The organism is Parahaliea mediterranea (assembly GCF_003402235.1).
Taxonomy (GTDB): Bacteria; Pseudomonadota; Gammaproteobacteria; order Pseudomonadales; family Halieaceae; genus Parahaliea; species Parahaliea mediterranea.
The window spans coordinates 55,701-73,059 of sequence record NZ_QEWO01000005.1 but is presented as its reverse complement, the minus strand read 5'-3'; the positions used below and the strand labels follow the sequence as shown (position 1 = coordinate 73,059).

Here is a 17,359-nt window from a genome sequence, read left to right as displayed (position 1 = left end):
GCCCATGAACGACGACCAACCCGGCCTGTTCGACAAGCCGCGCAACATCCAGCGCATCCTGTGGCTGCTCTACGGTGCCTGTGCCATTGCCCTGGGGCTGGAGCTCGCCGTTCATCGCCACACCGAACACCCCTGGGAGGGTATGCTCGGCTTCTACCCCGCCTACGGCTTTATCGGCTGCGTGATTCTGGTGCTTGTCGCCAAGTGGATGCGCCGCCTCATCATCCGCCCGGAGGATTACTACGCCCGGCGCGATCTGCCGCAGCATCCCGCTGCAGCGGCAGCACCAGCACCAGCACCAACGCCAACGCCAACGCCAACGCCAACGCCAACGCCAGCACAGGAGGGTGACCAGTGACCGCACTGCCCCCCTTTGCGCTGTTCTACCTGGCGGCACTGGCCGCCGCCCTGACCCGTGGCCACCTGCGCAGCGCCGTGCTGGTGGCCACGCCGCTGCTGGGCGCGCTGAACCTGTGGTGGCTGCCGGTTGATGCGACCCTGTCGCACAGCCTGTTCAACCTCAGCCTGGAGTGGCTGCGCATCGACCGGCTGTCGCTGCTGTTTGGCTACCTGTTCCACATTGCCGCGCTGATCGGGCTGATTTACGCCTTGCACGTGCGCGATACCCTGCAGCAGGTGAGCGCCCTGCTCTATGCCGGCAGCGCCCTGGGCGCGGTGTTCGCCGGCGACCTGCTGACCTTCTTCCTGTTCTGGGAGGGCATGGCGCTCACCTCGGTGTGCCTGGTGTGGGCGCGGCGCAGCCCCGCCGCCTACAGCGCCAGCGTGCGCTATCTGGTGATCCAGATTGTCTCCGGGCTGCTGCTGCTCACCGGCATCCTTTTGCTGTGGCGCAACAGCGGCTCACTGTCTTTTGGCCTGATCGGCACCAGCCAGGTGTACGGCTGGCTGATTCTGGCGGCGCTGGGTTTGAAGGCGGCCTTCCCCCTGCTGCACAGCTGGCTGGTGGATGCCTACCCGGAGGCCACCCCCACCGGCACGGTGTTCCTAAGCGCCTTTACCACCAAGGTCGCCATTTACGCCCTGGCGCGGGGCTTTCCCGGCACCGAGCTGCTGGTGTATGTGGGCGCCACCATGGCCTGCTTTCCGATCTTCTTCGCCGTGGTGGAAAACGACCTGCGCAGGGTGCTGGCCTACAGCCTGGTCAACCAGCTGGGCTTTATGGTGGTGGGTATCGGCATCGGCTCGCAGCTGGCCATCAACGGCGCCGTGGCCCACGCCTTTACCGATGTCATCTTCAAGGGTCTGCTGTTCATGTCGATGGGCGCGGTGCTGACCATGACCGGCCGCATCAATGGCTCGGAGCTGGGCGGCCTGTACAAAACCATGCCGCGCACCACCCTTTTGTGCATTGTGGGGGCGGCGTCCATCTCTGCCTTCCCCCTGTTCAGCGGCTTTGTCAGCAAATCGATGATCATGTCGGCGGCCCTGAAGGCCGACTACAACGGCGTCTGGCTGCTGCTGCTGTTCGCCTCCGCCGGGGTGTTCCACCACGCCGGCATCAAGATCCCCTACTTCGCCTTCTTCGCCCACGACTCGGGCATTCGCGTGTCGGATCCGCCGGGCAACATGCAGCTGGCCATGCTGATTGCCGCCGTGCTGTGCATTGCCATCGGGGTGTTTCCGGGGGTGCTGTACAGCGCCCTGCCCTTCGACGTGGCCTACACGCCCTACGACGTGACCCACGTACTGACCCAGCTGCAGCTGTTGCTGTTCTCGGCCCTGGCCTTTGTGTGGCTGAACCGGCGTGGCCTGTATCCGCCAGAGCTTAACGCCGTTCACCTGGATGTGGACTGGAGTTACCGGCGCCTGCTGCCCGCCCTGGCGCGGCGGGTGATTGCCGTGATCGAGGCCATTGACCAGCGCCTGCGCCAGTTCGGCCAGCGCCTGCTGCAACAGCTTCTCGACCTCGCCCGGCACCTGTATTCACCGGGCGGTGTGCTGTCGCGGGACGTGGGCACCGGCACCATGGTGCTGTGGGTCGCCCTGCTGCTGGCGGTTTACCTGTTCCTGAGCTTTACCTGAGCTTTACCTTAACTTCAGCTGAGCATCTTCTGAGCGCAGCCGCAAGGCTCCGCCGGCCGCCCACTCACCGGGGCCACCGGCGGGTCGCTCAGAACTGGTAGTTCAGGCTCACTTCAAAGTTGCGCCCCGCTTCGCTGTAGCGGCGAATCCCGTTGTCTTCCACACCAATCCCCGGGCGTAGGTCGCCCTGGTCGATGAAGCGCACGGAATCCCAGGCGTAGTATTCCTTGTCGGTCAGGTTGTACACCCCCGCCACCAGGCGCAGGTTTTCAAGGATGTCCACGTAGGCGCGCAAATCGAATACCGTGGCCGTGTTGCTGAGGTACAGCGGGTAGGTGCGCCCGCCCTCGGCACTGGTTTCGTAGGCGTCGTCGCCGTCCTTGCCTTCGGTGTAGGTGGTGGCGAACTGCAGGCCCCAGTTGCCGCGGGGGCTGTCGTAGTTGACCGTCCACACGGCGCTGGGGGGCTGCACGGAGTACACCGGGTCGCCGTTGGCTTCTTCGCCCTCGGTGTAGGCCGCCTGCAGGCCGGTGCTTAGGCCTTCTTCCATGCCAAACACGCGGCTCAGGTTGAGGGTGGCCGCCAGCTCCAGGCCTTTGATGTCCACCTCGTCGGTGTTCACCGGCACACTGAAGCCGTTGGGATCGGGCTGACCTGTGTTCTGATTGATGCCCTCGCGGGTTTCGTAGTCAACAAAATCGTCATACTGGCTGTAGAACACGCCAACCCGGTAGCTACCGAGTTTGTGGTTGCCCACTAGGGCGATGTCGTAGTTGGTGCTGGTCTCCGCTTCCAGGTCGGGGTTGGCAATGGTGTTCCAGTCATCAACGCTGCCATTGGTGCTGTACATTTCCTCGATGGTGGGCGCGCGGAAGCCGGTGGATACGCCGGCCTCCAGGCTGAGGTGATCGGTGAAGGCCTGCTCGATGCCCACGGTCCAGGTGACGGCGCTGAAATCCACTGGCTGCAGGGTGCCGGTTTCATCGAGATAGTTGGCATCCGATTCGGCATCGTAGCTGTAGTCGTCGTAGCGCAGGCCCAGGCGGATCTGGGTGGATGTGCCCAGCGCGAAGGTATCCTGGGCATACAGGGTGTAGACCTCGGCCTCGGATTTTGGCACCAGCGCACCGAGGTTGCTGGTCTCCCACACGTCGCTGTCGTCGGTGAGGTCGTCGGCGTAGCGGAACTGACTGTTGCGGTAGTCCTTGTCCTGCAGTTCCAGGCCGTAGATCAGGCGGTGATCGCCCAGGGTTTTTTCAAGGTCCAGGGTGACCTGCAGCATGTCCTGGTCGTAGCTGCGGTCATCGAGGCGGTTTTCGTTGGACGTGAAAAACGGCGGAATGGAAAACTCCGCACGCTGGCGGGTGAGGGCCTCGGTTTCAACATCCTGCTGGTTTATGGCGGCGGACAGGTTGTCGAACAGGGCCGTTTTTGCCTCCAGGTTGTAGAACACGCCGTAGCGGGTGACCTTGTTGGTGTCGTCGCCCACCCGGTCGTGGTACCAGTCACCGTTGAAGGAGCGGGTCTCGGTTTCGGTGTTCTTGTCGTAGTAGGTGCCCACCAGGCCGATTTCCTGGCCCGGGCTGATCTCGTAGATCAGCTTGCCGAGCACGCTGTTCAGTTCCTTGTCCTGGGGGTCCGGGACTTCCCGGGCCGCGCCGTCGATGTCGGCACCGTCCATGTCGAAGTTTTCAAATTCGTGGCCGCTGCGCCAGGTGTAAACCAGCAGCGACTCCAGATTGCCGGACCGGTTGGCCGCCGCCAGCGAGGCCATGGTTTCATCATTCACGCTGCTGTAGCCGGTTTTCAGGCCCAGTCCCCAGTCGTTGCCTTCGGGCGCAAGGTAGTCGTCCGGGTCTTTGGTGGTCATGTTGACTGCACCGGCCAGCGCGCCGCTGCCAGAGAACAAGGCATCGGCGCCCTTGACGATTTCCACGCTTTTCAGCGCTTCGATATCAACCCCGTTGCGGTTGCCCTTGAAGTAGCCGTAAGCCTGGCCGCCTTCGTATTTGAGGGTTTCCCCCTGGGGTACGCCGTCGACGTTGATGGCAACCCGGTCTTCGTCGAGGCCGCGAATGTTAAAGCCGCTGCCGCCCCAGCGGTCGTCACCGCGCGATACCGAGACACCGGGAATGTAACGCACCAGGTCATCGGCGTTGTCGATCTGCTGGGCGCTGATGTCCTGGGCAGTGATCACGTCGATCACCGCATCGCGCTCGATGCTCTCGGATTCAATAACCGTGAGGTCAAGCTCCTGCGGCTCGGGTGCGGCCAGGGCCTGGCCGCAACAGGCCAGCAGGACACCCTGGGCGATGGCGTTGCGTCGAAAGGTATGGATGGCGGTTTTCATGGCGGTTTCCCCTCTGTCGTTCTGTCGCGGGCGCGCTTTACGGCCCATTGGTGTTAGCGTTGCCGGCCACGTGTACTTCCACACGCCCCAGCTCTCCCTCGGCCTCGGTGATGACGTCCAATGGCGGGCCACCGAGTACAAACGGAATCTTGCGGTAACTGGAGCCGCCGGTTTCCCGGGAGGCCTCCAGGTTCAGTACGTACTCACCGGCCGGCACGGCTTCGCCAAAATCATTGAGGCCGTCCCATACCAGGTCGTACACACCCGGGCTGCGGGTGGGGCGTGCTATGCCGTCCAGCAGGCCCGGGTCGTTGCGCCCGGATTTACGCCACCAACGGCGGTTCTCCCTGGCCCAGCGTTCGGTCTCCCCTAGCAGCAGGAGGTTGCGCACAATCTGCTGGCGCGGGTTGCTGATCCACACCGACAGGTAGGGCGGGTGGTACTCGGCAACCTCAAAGCTCGGTAATTCGTAGCGCAGGTGCATGCTGGCCTCGACCGGCGCGGCATTGGCCGCCGTTGGCCCGACCAGCTCATGCCAGTTGGCAGACGCCAGTTGGCGCCCCTGGGCACTGATCACCAGCGCTTCCACGCCCGCCAGCGTATTCACCCAGTCGATGCCCTCGGCCATCTGCGAGACGCTGAGGGCCGTGGCCACCGCGTCGGCGGTGACGGCATCCGGGGCTACCACCACGGCCGCCGGCGCATCAGTCACCGGCCAGCCGTCACGCGGTTTGAGAATATGGCTGTAGCTTCGCCTGCCAATCTGTCGCGCGCGGCTGTGGTGGCCACTGGCGGCGATGGCCCGTGACGAGAGCTGCAACCTGGTAATGAAGTTGCCGTTGTCGGCGGTGTTTACCGGGTCGGCCACAGCCACATCCCAGCCTTCGCGGCCGGGGGGCGTGCCGACGTAGACGGCATCGCCGCCGATATCCAGCTTGAAGGCCGCCCGCGGCAGGGCGGCACTCAGGGTTCGGGCCAGCTGGTCGATCACATAGCCTTTGGCCAGGCCATCCGGCGCCAGCTGCACCGGCGTTGGCAGGGTCAGGTGGTCGCCGCTGCTGGCCAGGGAGGCGCGATTGGCGCGCCAGGCCAGGTCCCGCAGGGCGATGCGCTCCGGTGCCTGCTGCGTCTGCTCGGCCTGCTCCCAGGCGTCGATCACCGCCCCCATGCGGCAACTGAAGCGGGTTTCGCTGCGCGCCCACCAGTCTTCGCACAGGCGATACACCTCGCGCAGGGCCGGCGACGGGCTGTCGGCGCGGCCACTGCGGTTGAATTGCACGAGCTCACTGTCCTTCCGATAGCGACTCAGCACGCTGTCCAGCCGCGCCAGTTCAGCCTCCAGCTGGGCAAAAGCCGCCCGGGCCGCCGCCGCGTCGGCGCCGAACACCGTCACATCCAGTGAGGTGCCAAGGGCATTGTCCCGGTGCAGCACCACCGGCGAATCAAGGTCGGCGGCCGCTGCCGGCTGCAACAGGCACAGGGCCACCAGGCCCACAAACCCGGCACGGCACACAGTGGCGATAAACCCTGCCGCTTTCATGTCAGGGCCTGACCTGAGCTTTGGCCTGCGCGTTGGCCGCCACGGCAGCCGCCGGTGCCGGCGCTTCCTCGCGCGGCGCCGGGTCTGCTTCCTCCCAGGTCACCACGCCGTCGGCGTCGGTGTCCCAGCGCTTGAAGCTGCGGTGGCCGGAATACTGGTACTCGGCAAAGGTCATGGCGCCGTTCTCGTCCTTGTCCAGCGCCTTGAAGCGCACCCCGGTCTGCTTGACCTGGCCTTTGCGATCAGCGGCAATCTCGGCGTCGATGCGATCCTCGAATTCACGCAGGTACTCGTCGGCATCAATGCCGCCGTCACTGTTCAGGTCGGTGCGGGCATACTGGGCCTGGCGCAGGCGGGTATATTCCTCGCCGGTTACCTGCTCATCGCCGTTGCTATCGTAGAGCGTCAGCATGCCGCCGGGGCTGTGTGTGCTTGGCATGTGCAGCACCTGGCGCACTCTGGCCAAGGCGTCTTCGCGACTCATCCCTGCAAGGCGCGCCTTTTCGGCGGCCTCCGCCGCCTCCATATCCATCGCGTCAATCACGCCGTCACTGTTGCTGTCCACATGGGCGAATGCGCGCTCGCCGGAGGCCTTGAACTCCGCTTCAGTGATTGTGCCGTTGTCGTCTTCATCCACCGACTTGAAGCGCACGCCGGTCTGGCTCACTTGGCCGGCGCGGTCGCGTTGCAGCTGGGTGTCCAGGTGGTTTTCCCATTCCAGCAGGTATTCGTCGGCGTCGACGGTGCCGTTGTTGTCCACATCGGTGCTGTCGAAGCGGTCGCGGCGGGACTGTTCAAATTCCACACTGTCCAGCACGCCGTCGCCATTGCCATCGTACTGTTCGATGAACCGCGCCTTGAAGTGGGAGGCGGCATCGGCCTGCATGGCGACGGACAACAACAGCGCTAGGCTCAGGGGGAGGGAAGTTTTCATAGTTGCATCTCCAGGTCGTTATTCGATGGCTTCCAGCACCAGGGTGTAGGTGTGGCTGTATTCGGGGGCCGGTGCAGCCAGCGGTGCCGCGGCGCGGTGGCGCGTGCGCAGCAGGTAGATGCCGCCCTCGGCAGGGGTAAAGTCGACGGCACCGTCCGGGTTGCTGGTCAGTGTGGCCACGGGATCGGTGCTGCCGTGCAGGCCACTGGCGCGGAACACGTGCACTTCCTGACCGGGCAGAGGGCTGCCCTGAAACAACACCCGCAGGGCCAGCGGCTCACCCGCAAACACGGCATTGGGGTGGCCCAGCACTTCAAACTCCACCCCCGCGTTGTGCGGCGCCAGCACCGCCCGGTTGGGGGCGCCGCGGGTGACGTAGGTTTCCGCCTGGGTCACCGACTGGAAGAAGGCCAGCTCCCTGGCGCCAGCGGGCAGCTCGGCGGCCGGGTCCTCGGCCATGGCCCGCTTGCCGTCCAGTTCATAGAAGCGGTTGATGCGCCCCATGCGGCGGCCGGTGCTGAAGCGGTAGGTGCCCTCGTCGGCCAGGGTGTGTTCCAGCACCGCGCGGGTCTTCATCACCGACAGGGTGTCCGGCGCGTGTTCGCTGCCGTCGGGGTGGCGCACGGTGTACTTGTCGTTGTCGAAGGCTACTTCGGGCACGAAGAAATGCTCGGCAAAAGCGGCGTCGAGGGTGATGATGGTGCCGTTCAGTGGCTCAAAGGTGTTGGGCGCCAGGTAGGGCGTGTGGCCCAGGGCCGGGGTGGACAGGGCGACACAGCACAGGATCAATAGCGCCTTTTTCATTGTTTTCTCCATGTTTTTGCCCGGTTCTGCGCCGGGATGGTGTCCGGTCGATACTCCAAAAGGGAAACGGATTCTAAATGATAATTGTTATCGTTTGCAATTGGTAATAAACTGCCCGACCTTGTCGACCACAGCAGCCAGCAGAACACTATGTCCAAAGGCACCCCTGTCCCGGGTATTTGCACTGCCGCTATCCGCCACAACGATCAGCGCAATAATCGCCACAACACGCTCCGCAAACAGGGCCGGCGCCTGCTGCCCTGGGCGCTGGTCATTGCCGCCGCCGGGCAGCAGGCGGCAGCCGACAACCCCACCCGGGAGGCGCGGGAGCTGGCGCAGCGCTGGCTGACGCTGGAGCAACAACGGCAGCAAATCAGCACCCAGTGGCAACGCGAACAGCAGCAGCTGGCCCTGCGCCTGGACCTGCTGATCCGCGAGCGGGATCAGCTGCGCAGCGCCATTAGCAGCCACGGCGGCGAGGAAGACGCCGTTACCGACGCGCGGGCGGAGTTGCTGGCCAGGCAGCAGGAACTGGAGGCAGAACAGGCGGAGATCACCCGCCTGACCCGCCACCTGGAGGATCTAAGCCAGGCCCTGCTGCCCTCGCTGCCGCCGCCGCTGGCCAGCCGCTGGCGGGACAGCCTGGCCAGCGCCAGCGACGACAACCCCAGCGCCACGTTGCAGCGCTACCTGGACCTGTTCGGCCTGCTCGATGATTTTCACAATGTGGCGACCCTCACCGAGGGGCTCATCGACAATCCCGATGGCGGGCAGCTGCATGTACAGCAGCTTTATCTCGGCGCCTCCCACGCCTGGTACATTTCCGCCGACGGCAGCCGGCTGGGCAGCGGGCGGGCCACCACAGAGGGCTGGGTGTGGGAGCAGGATGAGCGCCTGGACCCGGCCCAGCTGCGTGCCGCCATCACCCAGCTTGAACGCAGCGGCCAGGGCGAGCTGGTACACCTGCCGGTGACCCTGGCCCCGGCTGATGGGCAGCGACTGGCGGGAGTGAACCATGAGCGCTAGGTGCGCCCGCAGGCTGGGCGCGGTACTGCTGGTTTGGGCAACGCAGGGCGCCGCGGCGGACATCGGCAGCGCCAGCGCCGCACTGGCTGAAGAGGTACAAAGTGCGCAACGCGCCCTGGCGCGCAGCGAATCGCGCATTAACCGCGAGCGGCGCGACCTGGCGCAACAGCTCAACGCCCTGGAGGGCGAGGTAAGCCGGCTGCGGGCACAGAACGCCGCCGCCCGCCGCGCCGCCGACGAGCGCGACCTCACCCTGAGCAATCTGCGGGAACGGCTGGCCCAGTGGCAGGAGCAGAGCGATTACCAGCACCAGCTTATCGATAGTTTCCTTGGGCGCTTCCCCGCCACCACCGATGAGGCAAGCCCCTCGCGCCTTGAGCGGCTGCGCGCGCGGGTGGATGACACCGCCGGGCGGGTGCTGCCCCACTGGCGTGAAGAAGAAATCGTGCTCGCCAGCGGCGAGCTGGCGCCGGCCCACACCATCGGCATCGGCCCTGCCAGCTGGTACCTGCTCAACAACGGCGACCAGGGCGGCCTGCTGGAGCGCGGCAGCGGCGCCCCGCGCGCACTGGATTATCCCCTGGGGGACGAGGCCCGGGCCGACCTGTCGCAACTGCAGCGCCAGCACGCCGGCTTCATCACCTTCCACCCCGGGCTCGACAGCACCGCGCTGGCCGCCGGAGCCGGCGAGACCCTGCTGTCCCATATCCAGCGCGGCGGCCTTTGGGCGCTGCCCATACTGGGCCTGGGCCTGGTGGCGTTGGCGGTGGCACTGGGCAAGCTGTGGCAGTTCCGTCGACTCGCCAGCGGCACCGACGGCACTCTGCAGGGCGAGTTGGGTGCCACGGCCGATCGCGCTGCGGTGGAGCGCGCCCGGGGCGGCGCCAGCGGGGTCGTCCGGCGCCTGCTCGACATCACCCTGGACACCCCCGCCGGCAACCTGCGAGACGACCTACTGTTCACCGAGCTGGGTCGCCACAAACACGCCCTGGAAAGCTGGCTGGGCGCCCTCACCATCATCGCCGCCGTGTCGCCCCTGCTGGGCCTGCTGGGCACGGTGAGCGGAATGATCGAGACCTTCCAGCTGATGACGCTGTTTGGCGCCGGCGACCCGCAGGTGGTCTCCAGCGGTATCTCCAAGGCGCTGATCACCACCGAGCTGGGCCTGGTGGTGGCCATTCCCGCCCTGCTTGTGCACACCCTGTTGTCGCGCGTGTCGCGCACCCGCCTGGCACGGGTGGAAGACGTCGCCGTGGCCTTCAGCCGCTGGGAGGGCACCGCCGCATGACAGGCAACGTGCTTGGCAACCCGGTGATGTGGTGCATCCTGGCGCTGGCCGCGGTGCTGTATTTCCAGCTCATCCGGGAGATCCTGCAGACCCGCAGCGGCTGCGCCAGCCGGCCCGAAGCCTCCTGGAGCGCCCCCGGTGCCACCCTGATCGCCACCCTGCCACTGCTCGGCCTGCTGGGCACCATCGGCGGCCTGCTGCAGGCCTTTCACGCCCTGGCCCAGGGCGGCGGCGGTGATATCGGCGCCAGCCTGGCAGCCGGCATCTCATCCGCCCTGTTCACCACCCAGTGGGGCCTGATGACCGCCATTCCCGCCTGGTTCCTGCGCCAGTGGCTGATAGCGTCCCGCCGGCGCCTGGACTACCGGCAATGAGCCTGCGCCCTAGCCTGCAGCAACGCCTGGAGCTGGAGTACCAGGAGCGCGGCATCGACCTGTCGCCGCTGCTGGATGTGGTTTTTATCCTGCTGATTTTCTTCATTGTCACCACCGTATTCGTGCGCGAAACCGGGGTGGAAATCGACAAGCCCCAGGCGCTGTCGGCCAAGCAGCTGCCCCAGGCGGTCATCCTGCTGGCCATCACCGACCGCGGGCGCATAGTGCACGGGGGCACCACCCTGGCGCCGGATGCCCTGCGCCACACCCTGGAACCCCTGCTGCGCCGACAGATGCGGCCGGTGGTGATCCAGGCGGACCGCAAGGTGACCGCCGAGCGGCTGGTGCAGGTGATCGACATCGCCAAGCTGGCCGGCGCCCGGGACGTAAGCGTCGCCACAAGCGGCGGCACACCATGACCCGCCTCAGCGCCAGGCCCGCCGCCCTGCCCTCGCGCGACCTCACCGCCCTGGTGCTGTCGGGCCTGTTGCTGGCCACCCTGGGCAGCCTGCTCTACCAGGGCCTGGCCATGCCCACCGCGCAGCGACCCGAGCTGACCCTGCGCCAGGTGGCCCTGGCCGCGCCACCGCCGCCACCCCCGGCACCGCCCAAGCAGCACCGCAGCGACGTGCAGCCAGCGCTGACCATTGAAGCCGCCGCCAACCCCGCCGCGGTTGCCATCGCCCGTGCACCGCAGGCCACCCTCACCGATGCGCTGCCCCTGCCCAACCCGGACTTTACCCCCGCGCCCATAAACTGGGAGCAGGACCTGGCGGTGAACTGGGACGCCTTTGCCCCGGAGGCCCTGGATGCGCCACCGCAGGTACTGACCCTGCAGCGCACCGCCTGGCCGAGCGACCTGAGCCGGCGCAACATCGACCGGGCCGTGGTGCGCCTGGATGTCATGATCGACGAGCGCGGCACACCCATGCTGATCAGCATTCTGGAAAACCCCCATCCCGCCCTCAGCAGCGCCATTGGCCAGATTGTTCGCGGCAGCCGCTTCACCCCCCCCACCCGCAATGGCCAGGCGGTGCGGGCGCGCTTTGTCTGGCCGCTGGAGCTCCGCCAATGATGCGCCGCGCACTGTTGCTGCCCCTGTGGCTGGCCGCCTCCCTGTACAGCGCACCGGGCGCAGCCGCCCTGAGCCTGGTGCTGCCCGAACCCAACTGGCGCATTGACGCCGCGTTTGAACCACTGCGCGAGCGGGAGGCCGGCCTGCTGCCGCAGGAACACAAGCTGGCCGCGCAGTTGCGGCCGCTGGTGGCAAAGGGCGACTACCAAGGCGCCCTGGCCCGGCTATCCTCCGCCGACAGTGCCAGCTTCAGTGCCGCCTTGCGCTACGTGCAGGCGCAGCTCTACCTGGCGGCTGGCGATGCCGAGCGGGCGCGAGCGACCTATCTCCAGACCCTGCAGCAAATGCCCGACTTCCAGCGCGCCCACCGGGGGCTGGCGGCGGTTTACCTGCAACTGGACGACCCCGGCAATGCCCGCAAACACCTGACCCGGGCCATCGCGCTTGGCGCCTACGACGCCCAGGTTTTCGGCCAGCTGGCCTATATCAACCTGCGCGAAGGCAGCGCCTGGAGCGCGGTGAGCGGCTACCAGCAGGCCCTGTTCCTGGAGCCGGGCAACACGCAGTGGCAGCAGGGCCTGATCATCGCGCTGGTCAGAACGCGCCACTACGACGCCGCCCGCGCACTTTTGGAAGACGCCCTGGCCCAACAACCCGACGACGCCACACTCTGGCTGCAACACAGCAACCTGGCGCTGCACACCCAGGACAACACCACCGCCCTGGCCAGCCTGGAAATGGCCGCGCGTCTGGGTGGGCTGGACGCCGCCAACGCCCTGGTGGCCGCACAACTGCACCTGCAGCAGGGCAGCCTGCAACGGGGGCTTGCGCTGCTCAAGGGCAAGCTGACGGCGTTTGACGGCGAACAGTCGCAAACCCTGGTGCAAACCGTTCAGTGGCTGGCGCAGCGGGGTGAGGGTAGCGCCACCAGCGAGCTTGCCAGTGTCCTGCTCAACAGCGGGCTCAGCCTGTCCGCCAGCCAGCGCAGCGCGGTGCTGGCCGCCCGCGGCCAGGTGCGCCTTGCTGGCGGGCAACGCGAACGCGGCCAGCACGACCTGGCCCAGGCCAGCGAACTGGACCCGGCCAATGGCGAGGCCCTGCTGGCGCTGGCAGAATCGCACCGCGACACCAACCCCTACCGCGCCAGCACCCTGTTCGAACGCGCCGCCAGCCTGCCCGACTATGAAGAACGGGCCTGCCTGGGGCGGGCCCAACTCGCCGTCGACCAGCACGATTACGAACGCGCCCTGGAGCTGCTGGTACGGGCCCGCCAGCTCAATCCGCACCTTGGCGGGCTGGCCGCCAATATCGCCAGCCTGCAGCGCCTGGTGGCGCTGGAACAGTACCAACCCTGAATCAAGGACGCCGGATGCTGCCCGAGTTTTTACAGCTGGAAGTGCTCAAGCGAAAAATCCGCTACGCCGAGGAGCCCGACAACCCCGCCGTGCTCAGGCACTACTTCCGGCTGGATACCCCGCCCCCCAAGGAAACCCTGCTGCAACGCCGGCTTCGACTGCGAGCCCAGTACGTTCTACTCTACGACACCATCAAGGATGCCGGGAATCCGCCGCACTGGAGCCAGATATGCCTCGATATGATTCACCGCCCGCTGTACGAACTGCGACAACTGGCCAACAGCAGGGAAAGCCGCGAGGATGTCTCCCTGCTCTTTGTCCAGCTCAGGCGTATTGAACTGGGCACCCCCTGACCGACAGCAGCCGACAGGAGTCAACCATGAGCAACACACGCACCGAACGCGACAGCATGGGCGAACTGGCCGTGCCGGCCGACGCCCTCTATGGCGCCCAGACCCAGCGCGCCATCAACAACTTCCCGGTCAGCGGCCGGCGCATGCCGGCGCTGTTCATTCGCGCCCTGCTCACCATAAAAGCGGCGGCCGCCACCGCCAATGCCGAGCTGGGCGAACTGGAGGCTCCCATCGCCACCGCCATTGCCCAGGCGGCGAATGCCCTGCTCAGCGACCCCGACTACCTGCGCCACTTTCCGGTGGATGTATTCCAGACCGGCTCCGGCACCAGCACCAACATGAACGCCAACGAGGTGCTGGCCCACCTCGCCAGCCAGCAGAGCGGGCTGGCGGTTCACCCCAACGACCACGTGAACCGCGGCCAGAGCAGCAACGACATCATTCCCACGGCCATTCACGTCAGCGCCTGCCTGGCCCTGGACGAGCAGTTGCTGCCGGCCCTGTCGCACTTGATTCACACCACCCGCAGCAAGGCCGACAGTGTGCACCACCTGGTAAAGACCGGGCGCACTCACCTGATGGACGCCATGCCGGTGCGCCTGAGCCAGTCGCTCAACGCCTGGGCGGACCAGATGCAGTACAACCAGCAGCGCGTGGCCCAGGCGGAATCCGACCTACGCACCCTGGCCCAGGGCGGTACCGCGGTGGGCAGCGGCATCAATGCCCACCCCGAGTTTGCCGCGCGCTTTGCCGAGGCCCTGTCACTGGCGTGCAATATTCGCTTCGCGCCGGCGCCCAATTTTTTTACCCACATCGGCTCCCAGGATTGCGCCGTGGCCCTGTCCGGCCAGCTGCGCACCTGCGCCGTGTCACTGATGAAAATCGCCAACGACCTGCGCTGGATGAATTCCGGCCCGCTGGCGGGGCTCGGTGAAATTGAACTGCAAGCCCTGCAGCCCGGCTCCTCCATCATGCCGGGCAAGGTCAACCCGGTAATTCCCGAGGCGGTGGCCATGGTCTGCGCCCAGGTGATTGGCAACGACAGTGCCATCACCATTGCCGGCCAATCCGGCAATTTCGAGCTGAACGTCATGCTGCCGTTGGTAGCCGACCGCCTGCTCGACAGCCTTGAGCTGCTGTCCAACGCCAGCCGCTTGCTGGCGGACAAGGCCATCGCCAGCTTCACAGTACGCGAAGCACAACTGCAGGGCCCCCTGTCGCGCAACCCGATTCTGGTGACGGCGCTGAACCCTATCATCGGCTACCAAAAAGCCGCGGAAATCGCCAAGCAGGCCTACGCCGAAGGCCGGCCCATTGTGGATGTGGCCGAGGAGGCAACCGATCTCAGCCGCAACGAGCTGCTCGACCTGCTCGACCCGGCCAAGCTGGCCGATGGCGGTTGATCAGCGCTTCACAACCAACACCGAAGGAGACACACCAACCATGGCACGATTCACCGCCACCGCCACAGCTGCCCTGCTGGCCGCCCTCGCCCTGAGCGCATCCGGCGGCGCAGTCGCCGAGAGCCCGGGCCAGAGCCAACTACAAGAACAACAAAAACAACAACGGCAAAACGAGAAGGGGCAAAACACGGCGCCCGCGCCCAGGCAGCGCCAGTACACCTACGCCTGGCCCTACGCTGTCGATGGCGACATGGCGCCCCGTGGCGGCACCTCCACCGGCGCTGCCGTCACACTCATCAAGGCGCCTTCCACAGCCTGGCAGGCCCTGCAGGAAGACGGGCTCAACGCCAAAGCCCGCGACCGCCGCGCCATCCTGGCCATGGCCGGCCCCTACCGGGCCAGCTTCGATTTCCTTGAAACCGTGGGCTTTTTGCCCGGCTACACACCGCCGCGCCCCTACCAGTCCTGGGGCACCGAATATGTGTACGTAGTAGCCGACGAGGAGGACTTCATCAGCCTGCAGCACATCATGGTGATGCAATTTGAAATGCCAGATGGCACGGCATCCGAGCCCATGGTGATCAAGCACTGGCGCCAGGACTGGCGCTATCAGGACACCTTGCTGAATGTGTTCATTGGCGATGGCACCTGGGAGCAGCGCACGCTGGGCAAAGACGAAGTGGCCGGCAGCTGGACCCAGGCCGTGTTCCAGGTGGATGATTCGCCGCGCTACGAAGGCATCGGCCGCTGGCACCACGCCGGCGGCTATTCCAGCTGGCAGAGCGACACCACCTGGCGGCCACTGCCACGGCGCGAGTTCAGCGTACGCAGCGACTACCAGGCCCTGGCCGGCACCAATCGCCACACCATCACCCCCACCGGCTGGGTGCAGGAGGAGGACAACCTCAAGCTGGTGCTAGCCAGCCCCGGCGAGCCGGCCGCCCAGCCCTACCTGGCCCGGGAAGCTGGCTTTAACCGCTACGAGCGCATTGCTGATCACGACTTCAGCGCCGGCGATGCCTACTGGCAGCGCACCGGCCCCTTCTGGGCCGATGTGCGCCAGGCCTGGGACAGGCTGCTTGCTGACAACGCCCGCCTCACACTGCGCAAGGACGTGGACGGCGAGCCACTGTTCAGCGTGATGTTTGCCTATGCCGACGGCATTACTGCCGAGGCGCCCTACGACAGCACCGCCGGGCGCGCCTTTATAGCCTCTACACTGGCGCGCTTTACGGGCGGCTAACTCACTTCGGGGCTGGGGCCGGGGCTGAAGGTCATTGCTTTGAACCCGCCCCCCGGCCGGCAGCGGTAACAACACACACTCGCCGGCCTTTCACCCTGCCCCGGGCTGTGGTATTGAATACCGACAACTGGGCCCCATATCGGCTCCTTATCAATCCCCTGCCGGGCCCATCGCCGCCCCGTTACCGCAACAGGCACACCCCTTGCCAGCGCCCGCCCTGTCACTACTGAACCTGAACCGCCAGCTCGCACTGGCGGTGCTGCTGTTGCAGTGCGTGGTGGTGTGGTCATCCCCCGCGGCCTGGCAGGCCGAGGGCGGCAACTCGGTGGCTGTGGCGGATCACAGCCCGCCCTTCCTTCTGGGTGGCCAGGACGGCCAACCCGCCACGGCGCCCCCGCCGCGGCCGGCAACCGATGGCCGGGCCATGTATGCCCCGGCGCTCGTTCAGCCTGGCTACGCAGGGCCCAGCCTTACGCGCCAAAGCGTCACCCGCTACCCCGCCTGCCCCCAGGCGCCCCCCGTCCCGGTCTAACGCAACCACCGGCGCCCTTTGGTCCAGAACGCCCCTGCCCCGCCTGTGCGGAGCAGGGTTGTACCTGTCGATCTGGGCAAAGCCGGTCGACCTGTCATTGACCAGAACGGGACAAACCGTCTATGAAAACCTTCGATTTTATGGGCCACCGCAAGGTGGCCCTGGCAATCTCCTGCGTGATGCTGGTGGTCGCCATAACCAGCCTGACGCTGAAGCAACTCAACTGGGGGCTGGATTTTACCGGCGGCACGCTGCTGGAACTGCATTTCAGCGAACCAGTGGATATCGGCGGACTGCGCCAGAGCATTGCGGACGCCGGCCAGCCCGGTGCGGTGGTGGTGTCCTATGGCACCGACCGCGACGCCCTGATACGCCTGCCCCAGAGTGTGCCGGAGGCCGCCAGCAGCGCCCTGATAAGCGCGATCAAACAGCAGGTCGACCCGGCGCTGGAGCTCAAGCGCCAGGAATTTGTGGGCCCCCAGGTGGGCGAGGAGCTGCGCGAACAGGGGGGCCTTGCCATGTTGCTGGCCTGTGGCTGCATCATGCTCTACATCTCCTTTCGCTTTCAGGCGCGTTTTGCAGTGGCCGCCGTCGCCGCGCTGACCCACGATGTCATCATTACGCTCGGCTTTTTCTCGCTGACGGGCATGGAGTTCAACCTGACCGTGCTGGCCGCCATCCTCGCGGTGATCGGCTATTCCATCAACGACACCATCGTGGTCTTCGATCGCATCCGCGAGAACTTCCGCAAACTGCGCAACACCAGCGTGCCGGACACCATCAACACCTCCCTCAGCGAAACCATGGACAGGACCCTGGCGACCTCCTTCACCACCATCCTGGTGCTGCTGGCGCTGGCCCTGCTGGGGGGCGACATGATTCTGGGCTTTGCCACCGCCCTGCTGGTCGGCATTGGCGTCGGCACGTATTCATCCATCTTCGTCGCCTCCAGCCTGCTGCAAACCCTGGGCGTCAGCCGCCAGGACCTGCTACCCCCGCAGCCAGAGGAAAATGACGCCCAGCCGTAAGTGGCGACGCA

The 17,359-nt window shown here is 66.2% G+C and carries 17 protein-coding genes; 13 read left to right on the top strand and 4 right to left on the bottom strand.

The window, feature by feature from the left end; all coding sequences use genetic code 11:
• Positions 1-4: 4 nt before the first annotated feature.
• Together DDZ17_RS15170 and DDZ17_RS15165 are read left to right on the top strand one after the other, a co-directional pair.
• Positions 5-358, top strand: a complete 354-nt coding sequence (locus tag DDZ17_RS15170) for a hypothetical protein (protein WP_193940621.1) — start codon at positions 5-7, stop codon at positions 356-358.
• The gene (locus tag DDZ17_RS15165; protein WP_116367819.1) at positions 355-2,043 is read left to right on the top strand and encodes a Na(+)/H(+) antiporter subunit D; all 1,689 of its coding nucleotides are present in this window, start codon (positions 355-357) and stop codon (positions 2,041-2,043) included. Before DDZ17_RS15170 ends, DDZ17_RS15165 begins: the two co-directional genes overlap by 4 nt.
• Positions 2,044-2,131: 88 nt before the next feature.
• Here the strand turns inward: DDZ17_RS15165 and DDZ17_RS15160 are convergent, their stop codons facing one another.
• Genes DDZ17_RS15160 through DDZ17_RS15145 form a run of 4 tightly spaced genes read right to left on the bottom strand, consistent with a single transcriptional unit; the run spans position 2,132 to position 7,671 of the window.
• Complete coding sequence (locus DDZ17_RS15160; protein WP_116367818.1) at positions 2,132-4,393, bottom strand: TonB-dependent hemoglobin/transferrin/lactoferrin family receptor; 2,262 nt, start codon at positions 4,391-4,393, stop codon at positions 2,132-2,134.
• A 37-nt stretch (positions 4,394-4,430) separates the two neighbouring features.
• The gene (locus DDZ17_RS15155; RefSeq protein ID WP_116367817.1) at positions 4,431-5,933 is read right to left on the bottom strand and encodes a DUF2271 domain-containing protein; all 1,503 of its coding nucleotides are present in this window, start codon (positions 5,931-5,933) and stop codon (positions 4,431-4,433) included.
• Between the two features lies 1 nt (position 5,934).
• Positions 5,935-6,867, bottom strand: coding sequence for an EF-hand domain-containing protein (locus tag DDZ17_RS15150; RefSeq protein ID WP_116367816.1), 933 nt, complete (start codon positions 6,865-6,867; stop codon positions 5,935-5,937).
• Between the two features lie 18 nt (positions 6,868-6,885).
• Positions 6,886-7,671, bottom strand: a complete 786-nt coding sequence (locus DDZ17_RS15145; protein WP_116367815.1) for a DUF4198 domain-containing protein — start codon at positions 7,669-7,671, stop codon at positions 6,886-6,888.
• 150 nt (positions 7,672-7,821) lie between these two features.
• On the opposite strand from DDZ17_RS15145, the gene DDZ17_RS15140 reads away from it, so the two are divergent.
• The 11 genes from DDZ17_RS15140 (at position 7,822) to secF (ending at position 17,348) form a co-directional block, all read left to right on the top strand.
• On the top strand, positions 7,822-8,697 hold the full coding sequence (locus DDZ17_RS15140) for a DUF3450 family protein (protein ID WP_116367814.1): 876 nt from the start codon (positions 7,822-7,824) through the stop codon (positions 8,695-8,697).
• Entirely contained in the window at positions 8,687-9,985 is a 1,299-nt protein-coding gene (locus DDZ17_RS15135) for a MotA/TolQ/ExbB proton channel family protein (protein WP_116367813.1), read from the top strand. Before DDZ17_RS15140 ends, DDZ17_RS15135 begins: the two co-directional genes overlap by 11 nt.
• Entirely contained in the window at positions 9,982-10,359 is a 378-nt protein-coding gene (locus DDZ17_RS15130; RefSeq protein WP_116367812.1) for a MotA/TolQ/ExbB proton channel family protein, read from the top strand. Before DDZ17_RS15135 ends, DDZ17_RS15130 begins: the two co-directional genes overlap by 4 nt.
• Entirely contained in the window at positions 10,356-10,778 is a 423-nt protein-coding gene (locus DDZ17_RS15125) for an ExbD/TolR family protein (RefSeq protein ID WP_241505909.1), read from the top strand. The genes DDZ17_RS15130 and DDZ17_RS15125 overlap by 4 nt, the downstream gene beginning before the upstream one ends.
• A complete protein-coding gene (locus tag DDZ17_RS15120) occupies positions 10,775-11,434 on the top strand; it encodes an energy transducer TonB (RefSeq protein ID WP_116367811.1) in 660 nt (219 codons plus the stop codon). Before DDZ17_RS15125 ends, DDZ17_RS15120 begins: the two co-directional genes overlap by 4 nt.
• Entirely contained in the window at positions 11,431-12,789 is a 1,359-nt protein-coding gene (locus tag DDZ17_RS15115) for a tetratricopeptide repeat protein (RefSeq protein WP_116367810.1), read from the top strand. Before DDZ17_RS15120 ends, DDZ17_RS15115 begins: the two co-directional genes overlap by 4 nt.
• Before the next feature lie 14 nt (positions 12,790-12,803).
• Positions 12,804-13,142: a hypothetical protein gene (locus DDZ17_RS15110; protein WP_116367809.1), complete on the top strand. Its 339-nt coding sequence runs from the start codon at positions 12,804-12,806 to the stop codon at positions 13,140-13,142.
• 26 nt (positions 13,143-13,168) lie between these two features.
• Entirely contained in the window at positions 13,169-14,545 is a 1,377-nt protein-coding gene (locus DDZ17_RS15105; RefSeq protein WP_116367808.1) for a class II fumarate hydratase, read from the top strand.
• Positions 14,546-14,585: 40 nt separating this feature from the next.
• Positions 14,586-15,788, top strand: a complete 1,203-nt coding sequence (locus DDZ17_RS15100) for a DUF6607 family protein (protein ID WP_116367807.1) — start codon at positions 14,586-14,588, stop codon at positions 15,786-15,788.
• Between the two features lie 202 nt (positions 15,789-15,990).
• On the top strand, positions 15,991-16,320 hold the full coding sequence (locus DDZ17_RS15095; RefSeq protein WP_116367806.1) for a hypothetical protein: 330 nt from the start codon (positions 15,991-15,993) through the stop codon (positions 16,318-16,320).
• 122 nt (positions 16,321-16,442) lie between these two features.
• On the top strand, positions 16,443-17,348 hold the full coding sequence (gene secF, locus DDZ17_RS15090; RefSeq protein WP_116367805.1) for a protein translocase subunit SecF: 906 nt from the start codon (positions 16,443-16,445) through the stop codon (positions 17,346-17,348).
• The last annotated feature ends 11 nt before the right edge of the window (positions 17,349-17,359 follow it).